This window comes from Fulvimarina pelagi HTCC2506, from assembly GCF_000153705.1.
GTDB classification, from domain to species: Bacteria; Pseudomonadota; Alphaproteobacteria; order Rhizobiales; family Rhizobiaceae; genus Fulvimarina; species Fulvimarina pelagi.
Genome location: NZ_DS022272.1, coordinates 3,191,295 through 3,206,713 on the forward strand (window position 1 = coordinate 3,191,295; position 15,419 = coordinate 3,206,713).

The following is a 15,419-nucleotide window of genomic DNA, read 5'->3' on the forward strand; positions in this document are numbered from 1 at the left end:
TCCAGGTGTTGTCGGCTCATGGAAACTGCGGGATATTTCCAACAAACACCGCCTACGACGATTCTGAACTCTTGCGATTTGCCATTCCGGGTTCAAGCGCCAACTCGATCTCCAACCCTTGTCATCCGAGAAGTGGTGAACTGGCCGTATCAGCCTGCGTTATTCGACCGAGCTTCTATTGCTAGGCAAAGCTCAACTCGCCGGAGAGTTCGAGCGCAGCATTCCGGACAATGCCAAGACCTTCCTCCAGCTGATCGACCTCTATAGTAAGCGGGCAGAGGACCTTGATGACTTCGTCGTATGGGCCGGCTGTTTCGATAATAAGGCGCTGATCGAAGCACCGCTTCGAGATGGCGCTCGCAAGCGCCCTCGTGCCGACGTCAAGCCCCTGCATGAGCCCTCGGCCCTTGAGTCGAGCCTGTGGAAGATTACGCGCGGTTTCGGTGAGCGCGTTCGTCACGATTTCCGCTTTGACCGCGATCGCTTCTTCGAAACCGGAACCACCCCAATATTTTTCAAGGGCGATGCGCGCAGTGACGAAGGCGTGGCTGTTGCCACGGAACGTTCCGTTATGCTCTGCTGGCGACCACACGTCATATTCCGGTGCTATAAGCACGAGCGACATCGGTAAGCCGAAGCCGGACAGTGATTTCGACAACGTCACGATATCCGGCGTGAAGCCGAGCGTCTCGAAGCTGAAGAAAGTTCCTGTGCGCCCGCATCCTGCCTGGATATCATCGACGATAACCAGCGCCCCTGCTCGATGCGCGGCCGCAACGATCCTCTGACACCATCCGGCCGACGCAATATTGAGGCCGCCTTCGCCTTGCACGGTTTCGAAGATGACCGCAGCAGGCGGATCGATGCCGCCGGACGGATCTTCAAGCATCTTCACGTAGAGGTCTGCCGCCGAGATCCCATCGCCCATATAGCCGTCATAGGGCAAGCGTGTAACGCCGGTCAGCGGTATCGACGGAGCCATGCGATTGTATCGGTTCCCGGTCGCTGCGAGTGCACCCGATGTCACGCCGTGAAAACCGTTGGTGAAGGTGATGACATTGGTGCGCTTCGTCACCTTGCGCGCCAGCTTCAAGGCCGCCTCGACGGCGTTGGCGCCGGTCGGCCCGGTGAACTGCAATTTATAATCCAAATTACGCGGCGCGAGAACCAACCTGTAGAAGGCGTCGATGAAATCGCGCTTTACGTCTGTGTAGAGATCGAGACCGCTTGCAATGCCGTCGCGGCTGATATGGTCGATCAGGCCCGCCTTCATATGTTCGTCGTTGTGGCCGTAGTTCAGCGCCCCGCAGCACGACAGAAAGTCGATGTAACGGTTACCCTCTTCATCCCAGACAGAGCTGCCCTTAGCCTTGACAAAGACTTTCTCGAAGCTCCTACAGTAACCACGGGCATTCGATTCGTGATCTTCGAACGTAAAAAATCGACTTGTTTTGAAGGGCTTGTTCATTGTTTTTTCCTTTGTCTTAAGGATGAGAACTTACGTCGATACTTTCTCCGATCCGAAGGAAAGTTCGGCTGCTTCGATGTCGACGCAGGCTCGCGCCGAGACCGCGAGAGCATTGAGGTTTGGCAAAACGGATACGATGATCCTTACGGGTGAGGTCTTCGCTTCCGTCCTCATCGCAAAATCTCCCGCGCCGGATTGCCCTGCCAGAAGCTGCCGGCGGTCATCGTCTCGCCTTTCATCAGGAACGCGTCACAGTCGAGTACGGCATTCTCGCCGACAACGGCGCCGTAGTGGACGAACGCGTTGACGCCGAGCGTCGCGCCGCAGCGGACGACAGAATGATCAGACTTGAAGGCCCCTTCCTCCAAAGAGTGCGACTGCACTACCGTCTGTTCGTTGAAGCTGCAGTAATCGCCGACTTCAACCATCGTACGTTCGCTGAAGAGTACACCGTCGTCGAAGACCTTACGGCCCCACTTCACTCCGAAGGCCTTCCAGACGAGACCCCGGAAGGGCGTGCCTACCAAGGCATTGAAAAGCACGAGTTCGGTCAGTTTCCAGTAACGCTCGTGGCGCCAGTAATAGGGATCGTATATTGAGCAATATTGCGGGCGATGACGCTTGAAGCCACGGCCAATCCACTCGCATGCGACGCTAACGGAAAAGAGACATACAGCCATCGGCAGCACGATGAGTGCGATTTCCAACGCGCCGATCCATCCTTGCCCTTCCAGTTCGATGATGATCGGAAGGAACACGAAAACGACGGCCGTAGCGATCCATCGTGAGAGGAGGAAGTAGCCGATGGTCGCCAGATTGGCCTTCAGTTTTCGCGCGAGACGCTCCTTCAGGATTCGTTCGTCCTTGACGTAATCGAATTCTCGATCGCGTTTCACAGAACGCGGAATCTCAAAAGCAGGAGAACCGAGAATCCCGGTGTTCTCTCGCAAGGGTCCGTGGACGGGAACGAGTGTCTTCGTACCGACAAGGACGTTGTCGCCAATTCGGGCTCCCGCTGGCATGACGACCGCATTGCCGAAGAAGTTATGAGCGCCGATGCATGTCGGCTCGAGTTTGAAAGACGCGTTGGTGGTCAACAGATGGCTTTGCGCCAATCCGTCGGAGATCATCGTCCCTTTGCCGATCTCGCACAGGTACGGGCTGTCGTGCTTCTGGACATTGCCGAAGTTCGACCCGGTTTGGATCGAAAGGTCGAGCTTGTAGCCTAGCGCCCGCAGGTAATAGGGCGCGAGCGCGCTATCGCCGAACAGCGTATTGTAAAACTTCAGATTGGTTGCGCCGGTGACGGCACGAGCCGCCAGATGATGGAGACCATAAAGTCGGTACTCTCTGCCGGGTTTGAGGAAAGCTGCGTAGAGACGCGGAAGCGTGAGCGCGAAGAGGGCTCCTGCCAATGTGGTCGCCACAACAAACGCACCAGCCCAACCGAATTGCTCGGCAATATGCCGAAGGATAGTTTGCTCGCCTGCTTCCGAGACACGCATTACGCCAGTTTCCTGGCGATAGATCGCGACGATTGTCAGTATGGGCAATGCGGCGGCGACGAAGAAGAGATTGGCAAACTGAACGAGATTGAATAGCGCGCCGCGCAAGGCACTCGGAGCGTATGACGCCTCAATTCGGAAGCGGCCTTCGGTGATCACCGCAGGCGTGCCGTGATAGCTCTTGCCCGCAACGGTACGCTGGCCGCTCGTCAGCGAGGACGCATGGGCGAGATCGCAGTCTTCGGCGAGCTCGGTGTCGATATCGAGAACGCTCTCGTCACCAATATGCGCGTTTCTGCCAATCGTCACGGGACCGGTCTCTATCCATCCCCTCGTCACCCGATAGCCGGAATACTTGACGTCCTTGTTAATGACCGCACCGTTGCCGATTTCGATGAGATCCGTCGCGACAGGCGTAAGGCTCGACATGAGAACGACATCTCGGCCGATTTTCGCGCCGAGCAGACGCAGATAGACGTTGTAGAACGGTGTTCCGACGAATAGCAGGACCGGATTGGCACGGATCAGCGTCTTCACGAGCCAAAAGCGATAGTAACCGAAGCTCCAGACCGGTATGCGCTGCACCGCGAACCGGCCGACCAAGAGCCATTTGACCGCGATCGGCAGTATCAAGAGTCCCGTAAGATAGACTGCGCCAAACAGGACGAGGCGCAGATAGACGACCGCGAGCGTTTCAGCGGCCACCGCCCAATTAATGCCTGCCGATAAGGCCCAGATCCATACGAATGAATAGACCAGATACGTCGCCAACTGGCCCAGCCCGCAAGCATAATAGGAGAAATCACTTGCGACATGCAGGTCGGGAAACCCGCGGATGTGTTTGCATAAGGGTTTCGAAGTCCGTGCTTCACTCAGGGCAACCTGTCCGCTGACGGTCTCGCTCAGCGTGCGCACCGTTCTATTTGCATATGCGTCGCGCATCGAGGGGCTCGAGCCCGGAATGATCCGGCGGATCGTTGCGCAGGCCTTGGCGATCAAAAGGGAGTCCGCGCCGAGATCGTCAAAGAGATCGTCTTCGATTGAAACGCGCTTGAGTCCCAGAACCTCGGCGAAGACGTTCGCAATCGCGATCTCGATCTCGTCTTCGGGCGCGACATAGGCATTTGCCGCATTCGCGAGTCTTTCGCCCGTCGGCATCGGCAGGCTCTTGCGGTCAACCTTCTGCGAAGGAAGCATCGGCAGGCGGTCGAGTTTTTCGAAGAATGCCGGCACCATGTATGACGGCAATTCCATGCGCATCTGACGGAATACGTCCTCGCGCAACGGAGCTTCGAAGCCGTCGCGCACCGAATACCAGGCCGCGAGCATCACTTCGCCGGGCCGCGGCTCGACCTTGTCGACCGCCGCCTGGGCGATCGCGGGAATCTTCATGAGAACAGATTCGATTTCGGAAAGTTCGATCCGGTAGCCCCGGATTTTCACCTGCGTATCGATCCGCCCGAGATATTCGATCTCGCCTTCGGAATTGAAGAAGCCAAGATCCCCTGTGCGATAAATCATGCCGGATGTATTGTCCGGAATGGAGAGGAAATCCGGAATGAAAGCTCGCGCAGTCTGCTCGGGCCGATTGAGATAGCCACGGGAAAGGCCGGGACCGGCGATAGAGATCTCTCCTATCTCGCCGAAGGGCAGGGCCCGAGTCTCGCCTTCGGCCAGAATGACGGCGCTGTATGTGGGCAGGGGCCGGCCAATCGTGACGTCAACGTCCGGATCGAGCACGGCGAGCGTCGCGGTCACCGTGGTTTCGGTCGGTCCGTAAGCGTTGATGAACACGCGATCGGGTGCCCACCAACGTGCGACAAGATCCTTCGGGCAAGCTTCGCCGGATGCTAAGATGAACCTCAGATCGGGAAGTTCGTCATCGAAGCTCGCCAAAACGGTCGGAACGCAACAGAGCGCCGTGATCCGCCGCGATACAAGAAAGTTCGAAAGATCCTGACCGACGAGGCTGCCATGTTCCGCAGCGGGAGGAACGAGCGTCGCGCCGACACAAAGCGGAACGAGAATCTCCTCGATTGAGAAGTCGAAAGCAATCGTGAGCCCCTGATAGACGCGATCCGTCTCGCGATAGCCGTAGGTTTCACACGCAACGCGCAGAAAATTCACGATCATGGAATGGTCTATCGGCACACCCTTCGGCTTCCCGGTCGTGCCGGAGGTGTAGATGACGTAGGCCAAGCTGTCGTCCGCAGTTTCGCGCGGCTGCGGCCGCGTCGAAGGCATTGCGGCGATCGCTGCAGCGTTTGCATTCGGATCGATCAGGACACAGGCGAGGCCGTGCAAGATGGTGTCGGCCGGCGAGCAAGATATGAGGTGGCTGACACCTGCGTCTTCGCAAATGAAAAGAATGCGTTCAGCAGGAAACCCGGGATCGAGAGGGACGTATGCGCCCCCGGCCTTCGAAATGGCAAGCATCGCGACATAAAGGTCCGCGGAGCGTTCGAGCCGAATCGCAACCCGTCCACCGGGTTCCAGCCCCGTTTCGACGAGCATATGAGCCATACGGTTGGCGCGTTCGTCCAGTTCGCGATACGTGACGGTCGAGTTCTCTGTCTCAACAGCAGCGTGAAGCGGATCGAAGGCGTCGAAACGATCGCATGAGATTTCAAAGAGATGGTGGAACCGCTCGCCGGCTTGCCAGCGTCGCGAATTGTCGGCGCCAGGCCAACTTATGACGGGAAGCAGGTCCTCGCTTTCGAAGCGCCGGCGAAGCTCAGTAACGCCCGGTTGTCCGCCCAGTTCTACCGTATCCACCGACACCCTCCCTTTACGTCAGTTCGTGACGCATGGTGCCTTACGACTCAGATTTTTTGTTTCCCGGAAAAAGGGTAAGACAAAATTCACACTTTTGCTTGAAATAAAATCAAAATAGCAATAATGTGATCTAATTCGCGGCAAGAACCGCGAATTTGTGCGTAAAACGAACGAGGGGCGTTAGGTCAATCTCGCAAGTACTTCTTACGTCTTTTAAAATTTGAATACGAGTGCTCCGCCGAACTGCACGGTCTTCGTGTCCTCGTCGGAGCTTTTGTCGTTTGTCCAATTTGCTGAAACGTCTACCCGACCGGCCAGAGATTCACTCCATCGATAGCTCAGATCCGCGCCGATGAAGGTTTCGGTGCTCTCGGATCGAACGCCGTACTCGTCGATCTCGCTGAAGCCACCTTCGATCGTGCCTCCCAAGCCGAGGCTTGGCTTGTAGGCGACCGCCGCTGCGTAGGTTTTCACATCTTGAGCATAGCTGCCGAAGTCTTCCGGTTCGTCGATGATGCGGGTGACGGAGACATCGAGTTCGAAGTCTTCCGCCAACTCGAAGAGCACCTGGATGTCTGGAAAGACAGTATAGAGTGTCGGCACGTAGGGCGCATCGAAGGAACGCATATTCGCGCGACCTGCCAAATTGATCGTCAAGCCCTGCCACGGTCTCAAGCGAAAGCCAGGCGCGATACTGGCGTCGTGGGCATCACGATCGATGGGGACGAGCGTTTCGTCTTCGCCATCGTGACCACCGATGTCGTCAACCTCGCCGACGTCCTCTCCTTCCAAGAGCGAGGGGTAGATCCCGATCGGGAAGGCGACCCGGGAAGCCTGAACCGACAGTATCGGAGAAACACGGGCAAGAGGCCGCGCGAGGATCGTCGACTCCACCGAATAGCGGCGATAGTCTTCGTAACGGTCCTCGAAGCTCGTCTCACCCACCCGGTCAGTGATCACGTCATCGCTCGCAAAACTGAACCGCAGTCCGGCAGCGACCTCGTCACGCACAACCTGAACGCCGACCGCGCTTGCTGTCTCGAGCGATATGGCGGTGTCGTCGGCGTCGAGGGCCGCCGAGATCGCACCATCCAAGAAAATACCATCGAAAATCTCGCGCCGCACAGCGAGAGCCGTTTCGCCGAAAAATCTCTCTTCGACGTCGAGATCCGGCAACTCGAGGAAAGTAAGATCCGCAGATGCGAAGATGTCTGTCCCGCCGACCGTCTGTTCGACTTCGAACGCACCATTGATCTCAACGAAAGGACTTGCCTCCGGATCCACCAGTTCGTCGTAGTTCGTGTCGTAGCCGCTCCGGATCGAGAACTCGCTTTCGGAAGTCTCCAGATCGTCGCGGGTGCTTTCTCGCGTTTCGCCTGCGTCGTCTCCGACTTGCCTCGACGCGACAGCACTCGCAGCCTCTTCGTTGGAACTGTCATCGACTCCTTCCTCGTCAGCGGACGTCGTGCGGTCTTCGATGTCGTCCTCGGTCAAGGAGGCGGATCCAGTTGGCAGAGTTTCTTCAGGGTCGCCCGCATTGCCTAAGTCAGGGCCATTGTCGCCGGCAGACTGGGCAAGGCGGTCGGCAAGAGAACCGCGCAGGATCGAGATTGCCTCCTGGGCATGTACGCCCGGGGTCGTCAAAAACGTCATGGCGACGAGCAGGAGAAATCTATCAGGTCGCATCGTATAGCTCGATCCTATGGACTTACAGTCTTCGTACCCGGGTAGGGACTAATTGACGATAAATCTGCAGCCTCTCTTCATTCTTGCGCCGATCGGCAGTTCATGCACTGGTAATGCCTTCAGATGTGCTCTGGACCGCTGCTCGGGAGGCGGTCGGGCCACACGCCGCGATGTCCTAATCGACCAGCGCGACATTTCCCAGCATCGGTCATGAGTCAAATAGCTTTTCCCAAAGCGGAGTCTTATCCCGCATGGGATAAGGAATTGCTGAATTCGTCTGGCTGGAAGGTGCGGAGCGCGAATTTAAACGCCTTGGGTAAGCCCGGAAATATTTGAGCCGTGTTCCTATCAGGAAAGCCTGTATATGAGTGAAGGCCGTCTAGGTTGCCGGAATCTCAAGGCCGATCTCAACCGCTTCGACACCATGCCGACGAAAATCGATGCCGGTAAGCGCGGGCCGTAGATTTGACTTCCTATCCGCTTGGATCAGCGCATTACTGAGATGCGTTCTGCAGATTGGCGCATCCGATCAAAATCAAAGCGCTCTAGATCAGGGTTCCTGATCTCTCGCCGCATCACCCGCAGGATCGATGAAGCCGCGAAATCAGACCAAGCGAGGCAGCGAAAGGAAGTGTGATGCAGCATCGATGCGCAGGGCGGTTTCTTCTGATCGGGGCAGCAATGGTCTATGGAAGTCTTGCACATGCGAACCTTTCCGAAGGTGATCGAGCGACGGTTTTCGGTACAGAGAACGGCGCCGAGGCCGTCTCGTTTCGCGAAGTCGACAGCGCGAGCCTTCTATCGTTGGAAGGTGTTTGGCGGTCCCGCGGTTATGGCTGGCTATGGCAAATAAGCGATGGGAGAATTCGCATTTACGATGCGGTCGAATCGTATTGCGTTCACCGCGAGACCTATTTCGGAATACCGGAGGATTTTAGCCGGAGCTTGGGACTTCATCCCGGAGGTGCCGCGTTCAGCATCTCAATCGGTGACGAGACCTATCGCTATAGGTTCGACCGAATCGGTGCTTTGCCGGCCGCTTGCGGCACCGAAGATCGTAGCGGGCCCGAAGCAATCTTCGAGACGGCCGTTGCGATCTTTACCGAACATTACCCTTTCTTCCGCGAACGCGATGTCGCGTGGAGCGAAACGGTCGAGTTCCTTAGCTCGCAGGTCAGCCCGGATCTATCCGAAGAGGGCCTGTTCGCTCTCCTGTCGCGATTGCTGTCTCAAATCGACGACGGTCATATCGGCCTGTCGGCCATGGTGGAGGGACGCGAGCGTTGGTTCTCGCCGCCGTTCAAGCTGCGGCAGGTTTCACCCGAAGCCATAGAACGGTCGGAGCAGGTCGGATATTGGACGACGGGGATCGCCAGCGAACTCAGCGACAACCTCGTTCGCGTCAGCAACGGTCAAATCCAATACGGCACGATCGAAGATACAGCGTATCTCTATATCGGTTCCACCGGCAGAAGTCTGCGCCGAGCCGTCAATGGTCCACTTGACGAAGCCCGCGCCCTCTTTCGACGCGAGGGCTCGAAACGTCTGATCATCGATCTAACCGACAATACCGGCGGTACGGACGAGACTGCGAGACGCTTTGTCGCCCGCTTCGCAAGAAGCCCGGTCGTCGCCTATTCGAAACGGGCGGGCGACACGGTAAATGACCCGCTGCAAGCGGCCTGGATCGAGCCAGCCGATCCGCCGATCTTCGAAGGCCCGGTCACCGTAATCACCAATCAGGAGACGATCTCGGCAGGCGAGATACTCCTAATGGGATTACGATCTTTGCCCAACATCGACCATATCGGCATGGCGACTCGCGGTTCGCTGTCCGATATCCTGACGAAACGGCTCCCAAACGGCTGGTCGCTCGATCTTGCCAACGAGATCTATCTCGATCACGAGGGTCGCTTCTACGAAGGGATCGGAATTCCGCCGGACGTCGAAATCCCGATCTATTCCAAACAAAACGCTCCGGACGACGCTAAAGAAGCAGCCAAGCGTCTTATCGATTACCTGGACTCCTTCTAGCAAAAATGGTCGTGCAACGGTCAGCCCGTGGTTATCCAAACGAAAGACCATCGGCAGAAGCCGTCGGACTGGTATTCAGTCTGCAACGTTCGATCAGCCATTAGTCGAACTTCAGGCGACAACAGGCGTATCGATTCCGGTCGGCTCCGCTTAGAATAGATTGCGGGGAACTTGCTTTGCCTGGGGCCGTCGACATGGGGTGGCGGCGTCCGGACAGTTAGACCCATCCGAGCTCACAGACACTCAGGAGATCCAGCCGACGCGGCGAGTTGTTGCGCCATGAGCCACCGAAATGCGTCAGTGCCGGAAGTGGCGCATGCCGGTGAGGACCATGGCGACGTCGTGTTCGTCGGCCGCCCTAATAACCTCGTCGTCGCGCATGGAGCCGCCCGGCTGGATGACGGCGCGGGCGCCAGCCTCGATCGCCGAGAGAAGACCGTCCGCGAAGGGAAAGAAGGCGTCCGATGCGACGACGCAGCCCCTGGTGAGCGGTTCGGTGAGCCCCGCTGCCTTCGTTGCGTCTGCCGCCTTGCGGGCGGCGATCCCGGCGGCGTCGACGCGGCTCATCTGGCCGGCCCCGATGCCCACCGTCGCGCGGTCTTTCGCGTAGACGATCGTGTTCGACTTCACGTGCTTGGCGACGCGGAAGGCGAATTTGAGATCGGCGAGTTCGGCTTCCGTGGGTGCGCGCTTGGTGACGATCTTGAGATCGAGATCGTCGACGACACCCGCATCGCGCGACTGGATCAGAAGCCCGCCGGCGACGGATTTGACGAAACGCCCTTTGGCGCGCGGGTCCGGCAGGCCGCCGGTGAGGAGGAGGCGGAGGTTCTTCTTCGCCCTCACGATTTCGATCGCCTCGTCATCGGCGTCCGGCGCGATGATGACCTCGGTAAAGACCTCGGTGATCTCCCTCGCGCTCGCCGCATCGAGCTTCGCGTTGAGCGCGACGATGCCGCCGAAGGCTGAGACGGGGTCGCAGCGCAGCGCCATGCGATAGGCCTCGATCAGCGTCTCGCCCTCGGCGACGCCGCAAGGGTTGGCATGCTTGATGATCGCAACTGCTTTCGTCCGGGCCGGATCGAACTCGCCGACGAGCTCGAAGGCGGCGTCAGTGTCGTTGATGTTGTTGTAGGAGAGCGCCTTGCCCTGCACCTGCCGCGCGGTGGCAACGCCCGGCCTGTTCTCGCCGGTGCGGTAAAAGGCGGCGTCCTGATGCGGGTTCTCGCCATAGCGGAGGGATTCCGCGAGTTCCCCGGCGATCGAGAGACGGCGCGGGGCGGTGTCGCCCGACTGTTCGGCAAACCAGCCCGAGACGGCCGCATCGTAGGCGGCGGTACGGGCATAGGCCCGCCCGGCCATCATCCAGCGCAGCGCGAACGTCGTCTCGCCGGCATTGGTGCGTAATTCGTCGAGGAGGGACGTGTAGTCCGCCGGATCGACCAAGACAGTGACATAGCCGTGGTTCTTCGCCCCGGCGCGGATCATCGCCGGGCCGCCGATATCGATGTTCTCCACCTGCGTCGTGGTATCCGCGCCGCTCTTCATGGTTTCTTCGAAGGGGTAGAGGTTGACGACGAGGAGATCGATCGGCTGGATGTCGTGATCGGACATCGCCTTCGCATGGGCTTCGTCGTCGCGGATCGCGAGGAGACCGCCGTGGACGCCGGGATGCAGCGTCTTTACCCGGCCGTCCATCACCTCCGGAAAGCCGGTGAGATCGGAGACGTCGCGCACCGTGAGGCCGGCTTCGCTTAGGGCTTTCCGCGTGCCGCCGGTGGAGACAAGCTCGACGCCCATGCCGGCAAGCTCGGTGGCAAATTCAACGAGGCCGGTCTTGTCGGAGACGGAGATCAGCGCGCGCTTGACCTTCACCCGGTCTGGCAGGGGCGTTGCATTGGCTTTGACGGACATAAAGCGGCACTCATCGGTCGGAACGGCAAAAATGTGCCGCCGTGATAGGACCGAACGCATGATGCTGCAATGCCGGAAGGCTAGCGGGCGGCTTCGTCCTGGCAGGGCGGATTTTCGCAGCTCTGCGAAGCAGCTGTCTCGCCGCGTGCGGCGGCGCTCTTTTCTTCGAGGTCGTCGAGCGTGTTGGGGAGCACGCCGACGGCGTTCGTCATGCCGCCGCAGGCCGAAAGACCTGCGAAGGCCAGCATGAGAGCAATGCCCGCAGTCGCGGCGCCTACCTGACGACATCGGTTCATCGGCTATCCAACCCTCTGCAGTCGGCTCGCATAGAAGCCGTCGATCCCGCCGATGGCGGACAACATTTCGGGCGTCGTGCGAAGGTCGCCGTCGGATGTCACGGCTTTGTCGAAACCGGGGAGTTCGGTTGGCTCGATCGGCCGGCGCGTAAAATCTTTGCGCTCAGCGAGAAAGGCTTTCACCAGTTCTTCGCCTTCGATCGGATCGATCGAGCAGTTGGAGAAGACGAGCGTTCCGCCCGGTGCGACATGGTTCGCGGCTGCGTCGAGGAGCTTGCGCTGCACCTCGGCGAGTCGGCGGACATCGTCCAGCGATTTGGTGTGGCCGACATCCGGATGGCGGCGAAGCGTGCCTGTCGAAGAGCAGGGTGCGTCGAGGAGGACGGCGTCGAAGGTACGATCGCCGAGGGTCTCCTGGAACGGACCGATCAGCGTTTCGGCATCGTGCGCGAGACGGGTCAGGTTCGCGACGAGGCGCTTGGCGCGGGATTTGGACGCCTCGCAGGCCGTCACCGTCGCGTCCGAGAGGACAAGCTGCGCCGTCTTGCCGCCGGGGGCCGCGCAGAGATCGGCGGCGGTCTTGCCCGTTAGATCGCCGAACAGGCGCACGGGAAGCGCAGCCGAGGCGTCCTGCACCCACCATTTGCCCTCCGCAAAGCCGTCGAGCGAGGCGATGCTCCCCTGCGTCGTCGCATCGAGGCGGATCGAGGGACCGGAGACCACCTGTCCGCCGAGGCGCTCCGCCCAGGCTTCCGGATCGGTTTTCACCGTCAGATCGATCGGGGCGGGCATCCGGTGGGCTGCCGCGATCGCCTTAGCACGCGGTTCGCCATAGGCCGCAATGAGCCGTTCCAAAAGCCAGTTCGGGCAATCGATGGCTGGCTCGGTCGTGACCTCGGCTCCGCCGAGTTCGCGGGTCATGCGCCGCAGGACCGCGTTGACGACGCCCTTGAAGCGCCGGGTGCGCGGATCGGCTTCGGCCGCCGTCACGGCAAGGTCGACGGCGGCGGAGTCCGGAACGTCGAGGAAGCGGATTTGCGCTGCCGCCACATGGAGGAGATGGTTCAGCGCTGTCGCGTTGCTCGGCAGCGGGCGGTCCAGCCGGGCGGCAATCTCTTGCGTAAGCGTGCCGCGAAAGCGCAGCGCCGTCAGCAGGATCGCCTTGACGAGGCCCTGATCGCGGGCTTCGAGCTGGCGGAAATGGGGATGGCCGTGATCGGGATCGGTCAGCCCGTCGAGCGAAGTCTGCTGCTCGATGACCGCGCCCAACAGCTTGGCCGCCACCTGTCTCGCCTTCAGCCCGGGCTTGTCGGCGGCTGAGACCTGCTCGGTTTTGGGGCGGCCGGGCTCAGGCTGGTCACGCCTGGTGCGGGCGCGATCCTTGCGCTGCTGCGGCGAGAGGCTCGGCTGGCTCACGCCGCTCAACCCCACGGCCCCTGACGCGTGTCGGAGCCGCGGCCGCCGCCCTTCGACGGGCGGCTGCGATAGCCGGTGTCCGGAAGCCGGTTTCGACCGCTTTCGTGCCCTCGCGTCCTCCCATAGGCGATGGCGTCCGTCCCGCCGTCGATCCTCATCTCCCGCAGGAGCGCGATCCGCTCGTTGATGTCCGGATGGGTCGAGAACAGTCCGGCCATCTTGTTTCCCGACAGCGGGTTGATGATGAACATGTGCGCCGTCGCCGGATTGCGCTCGGCGGTCGGGTTCGGGATGCGGCCCGCGGCTCTGGCGATCTTTTCGAGCGCCGAGGCGAGCCAGTCCGGCTGGCCGCAGATTTCCGCACCGCGCCGGTCGGCGGAATATTCGCGGGTTCGGGACACCGCCGTCTGCACCAGCATCGCGGCAAGCGGTGCGACGATCACGGCCGCAAGCATGCCGACGATGCCGAGCGGATTGGCCCGGTTGCCTCCGAAGATCATACCGAAATTCGCGAGCATGGAGATCGCGCCGGCGATCGTCGCGGTGATGGTCATGGTCAGCGTGTCGCGGTTCTGGACATGGGCGAGCTCGTGCGCCATCACGCCGGCGACTTCTTCGTGGGTGAGCTGGTTCAGGAGGCCCGTGGTCGCGGCGACGGCTGCATTCTCCGGGTTGCGACCGGTCGCAAACGCGTTCGGCTGCGGGTTGTCGATGACGTAGACCTTCGGCATCGGCAGCCCAGCACGCTGCGCGAGCCCCGCGACGATGCGATGGAGTTCCGGCGCGGAGCGCTCGTCGACCTCCTTTGCCCGGTGCATCTTCAGCACCATTTTGTCGGCGTTCCAGTAGGCGAAAAGGTTCATGCCGGCGGCGATCACGAGCGCGATCAGCATGCCGCCGCGCCCGCCGATGAGAAGCCCGACGCCCATGAAAAGCGCCGTGAGCGCGGCAATCAGAGCGGCCGTCTTGATCATGTTCATGGACGTCTCAGCTTTCCCAAGATCGACGAGCGCAGAAGCCCTGCGTCTCTGGTTGGAAGAAAGATGGTCCGCACGAAGGCGGCGTTCAAGTTTCGGCCAGGCGCGCCCAGTTCGTCCGATCTCGATTTTGTCGATGCGCGCGGGATCACTAGATAGGGCCCGACAGAAATCAGGATTGAAACACGGCAGACCCATGGCAAACGATACTGCGGATGACATTCTCGGCGCCATGAAGGTTTCGAGCGAGACGAGCGTCAAGACGCTGTCGCCGGCCGCCAAGCGGGCCCTTGCCGAGGCCGAGGAGCGGCGACGGACGCGAACTGCGTTCAAGGTGGACCCGGACAGCCTGCCGTCGGAGGTCGACGGCCGGAAATCCGGCGTCGAGCCGGTGCGTTACGGCGACTGGGAAAAGGACGGCATCGTCAGCGATTTCTGAAACGGTTGGCACAGACGTGCTATCGCGATGCGTGTATTGAAGCTTGCATCAGTCGTGTGAACTAGGGATATTCGCCTTTTGCGCGTGAGTAAATTATCCTGATATCCTCACCGCCTCATCCGATCTGTCCGGCGGCGGATCGGTACATTTCTCCCGCGATTATGCCGCTTTTGACCGGTCTACCTTGTTACTCCAGGCGGAAATTTTGTGCTGCCGCCTCTTAACATGCGAATTATTAGGAATTATATCCGATATATTGCAGACGTAATTCGGAAAGGAGCAATAGTCGTATCGATGGGATTTTCGCCAAAAGGTTGCTTCAATCTTCTGATTGCTGCGGCTCTCGCCGGCTTCCCGATCACGACTGCCTCGGCGGAAGAGCCACCGCGCGACATTGCAGGTCCCGTTTCCGCCCATGTTGTAAACGTTCGCGACGGCGACACGGTGGAAGTTCAGGCCTTTATCTGGCCGATGCAATCCGTTCACGTCGCAGTGCGTTTGCGTGGTATCGATGCGCCGGAAAAGCGCGGAACTTGCGATGCGGAGAAAGAGGCCGCCGCGATTGCCACCGATCGGCTTCAGACCCTTCTTGCCGACGGCCGGGTGACACTCACCGACATTGAGGGCGACAAGTATTTCGGCCGCGTTCTCGCCGATCTCGCAACGGTCGACGAGCCGGACGTCGCCCAGCGCCTTCTCAAGGACGGGCTGGTCGTTCCTTACGGCGGCAAGACCAGGCGCGACTGGTGCACCGAACTTTCCGGCGCGCCGGTCCCGACACCTGAGCCACGCAGCTGAGTGGCGTTCCGTCCGCTTCGCTGTACTTAATCCCATGCGTCATGCCGGCTTGATGTTTCTTCGGAGCGGAGAGTAAAGCGGGCCTGCCGCAGCGATACGGGCTCGGCAGAG

10 protein-coding genes are annotated in these 15,419 nt (G+C 60.0%); 3 read left to right on the forward strand and 7 right to left on the reverse strand.

Annotation, left to right across the window (positions count from 1 at the left end):
* Positions 1–181: 181 nt before the first annotated feature.
* From ectB to FP2506_RS14845, 3 genes are all read right to left on the reverse strand, one after another.
* Positions 182–1,468, reverse strand: a complete 1,287-nt coding sequence (gene ectB / locus FP2506_RS14835; protein WP_007068366.1) for a diaminobutyrate--2-oxoglutarate transaminase — start codon at positions 1,466–1,468, stop codon at positions 182–184.
* Between the two features lie 170 nt (positions 1,469–1,638).
* A complete protein-coding gene (locus FP2506_RS14840; RefSeq protein ID WP_007068368.1) occupies positions 1,639–5,748 on the reverse strand; it encodes a Pls/PosA family non-ribosomal peptide synthetase in 4,110 nt (1,369 codons plus the stop codon).
* A 213-nt stretch (positions 5,749–5,961) separates the two neighbouring features.
* Positions 5,962–7,434 (reverse strand): hypothetical protein, encoded by a 1,473-nt coding sequence (locus tag FP2506_RS14845; RefSeq protein WP_040489173.1) that lies wholly within the window; start codon positions 7,432–7,434, stop codon positions 5,962–5,964.
* A 945-nt stretch (positions 7,435–8,379) separates the two neighbouring features.
* Between FP2506_RS14845 and FP2506_RS14850 the strand changes: the two genes are divergently transcribed.
* Complete coding sequence (locus tag FP2506_RS14850) at positions 8,380–9,468, forward strand: S41 family peptidase (RefSeq protein WP_187289057.1); 1,089 nt, start codon at positions 8,380–8,382, stop codon at positions 9,466–9,468.
* Positions 9,469–9,765: 297 nt separating this feature from the next.
* Here FP2506_RS14850 and purH read toward each other — a convergent pair whose 3' ends face one another.
* From purH to htpX, 4 genes are all read right to left on the reverse strand, one after another.
* Positions 9,766–11,382 carry a bifunctional phosphoribosylaminoimidazolecarboxamide formyltransferase/IMP cyclohydrolase gene (gene purH / locus FP2506_RS14855; protein WP_007068372.1) on the reverse strand — a complete coding sequence of 539 codons (1,617 nt, stop codon included), beginning with the start codon at positions 11,380–11,382 and terminating at the stop codon, positions 9,766–9,768.
* Between the two features lie 80 nt (positions 11,383–11,462).
* The gene (locus FP2506_RS14860) at positions 11,463–11,678 is read right to left on the reverse strand and encodes a hypothetical protein (RefSeq protein ID WP_007068373.1); all 216 of its coding nucleotides are present in this window, start codon (positions 11,676–11,678) and stop codon (positions 11,463–11,465) included.
* Positions 11,679–11,681: 3 nt separating this feature from the next.
* Positions 11,682–13,103 carry an RsmB/NOP family class I SAM-dependent RNA methyltransferase gene (locus tag FP2506_RS14865; RefSeq protein WP_007068374.1) on the reverse strand — a complete coding sequence of 474 codons (1,422 nt, stop codon included), beginning with the start codon at positions 13,101–13,103 and terminating at the stop codon, positions 11,682–11,684.
* Positions 13,100–14,074: a zinc metalloprotease HtpX gene (htpX, locus tag FP2506_RS14870; RefSeq protein WP_040490036.1), complete on the reverse strand. Its 975-nt coding sequence runs from the start codon at positions 14,072–14,074 to the stop codon at positions 13,100–13,102. The genes FP2506_RS14865 and htpX overlap by 4 nt, the downstream gene beginning before the upstream one ends.
* Positions 14,075–14,267: 193 nt before the next feature.
* Here htpX and FP2506_RS14875 point away from each other — a divergent pair, with 193 nt between their 5' ends.
* A complete protein-coding gene (locus FP2506_RS14875) occupies positions 14,268–14,510 on the forward strand; it encodes a DUF1674 domain-containing protein (RefSeq protein ID WP_007068376.1) in 243 nt (80 codons plus the stop codon).
* 294 nt (positions 14,511–14,804) lie between these two features.
* The gene (locus tag FP2506_RS14880) at positions 14,805–15,308 is read left to right on the forward strand and encodes a thermonuclease family protein (protein ID WP_007068377.1); all 504 of its coding nucleotides are present in this window, start codon (positions 14,805–14,807) and stop codon (positions 15,306–15,308) included.
* Positions 15,309–15,419 lie beyond the last annotated feature (111 nt).

Bases quoted from the DNA above. Each gene is read 5' to 3' on its own strand.
- ectB (WP_007068366.1), bottom strand. From the start codon at position 1,468: ATGAACAAGCCCTTCAAAACAAGTCGATTTTTTACGTTCGAAGATCAC.
- FP2506_RS14845 (WP_040489173.1), bottom strand. From the start codon at position 7,434: ATGCGACCTGATAGATTTCTCCTGCTCGTCGCCATGACGTTTTTGACG.
- purH (WP_007068372.1), bottom strand. From the start codon at position 11,382: ATGTCCGTCAAAGCCAATGCAACGCCCCTGCCAGACCGGGTGAAGGTC.
- FP2506_RS14860 (WP_007068373.1), bottom strand. From the start codon at position 11,678: ATGAACCGATGTCGTCAGGTAGGCGCCGCGACTGCGGGCATTGCTCTC.
- htpX (WP_040490036.1), bottom strand. From the start codon at position 14,074: ATGAACATGATCAAGACGGCCGCTCTGATTGCCGCGCTCACGGCGCTT.
- FP2506_RS14875 (WP_007068376.1), top strand. From the start codon at position 14,268: ATGGCAAACGATACTGCGGATGACATTCTCGGCGCCATGAAGGTTTCG.
- FP2506_RS14880 (WP_007068377.1), top strand. From the start codon at position 14,805: ATGGGATTTTCGCCAAAAGGTTGCTTCAATCTTCTGATTGCTGCGGCT.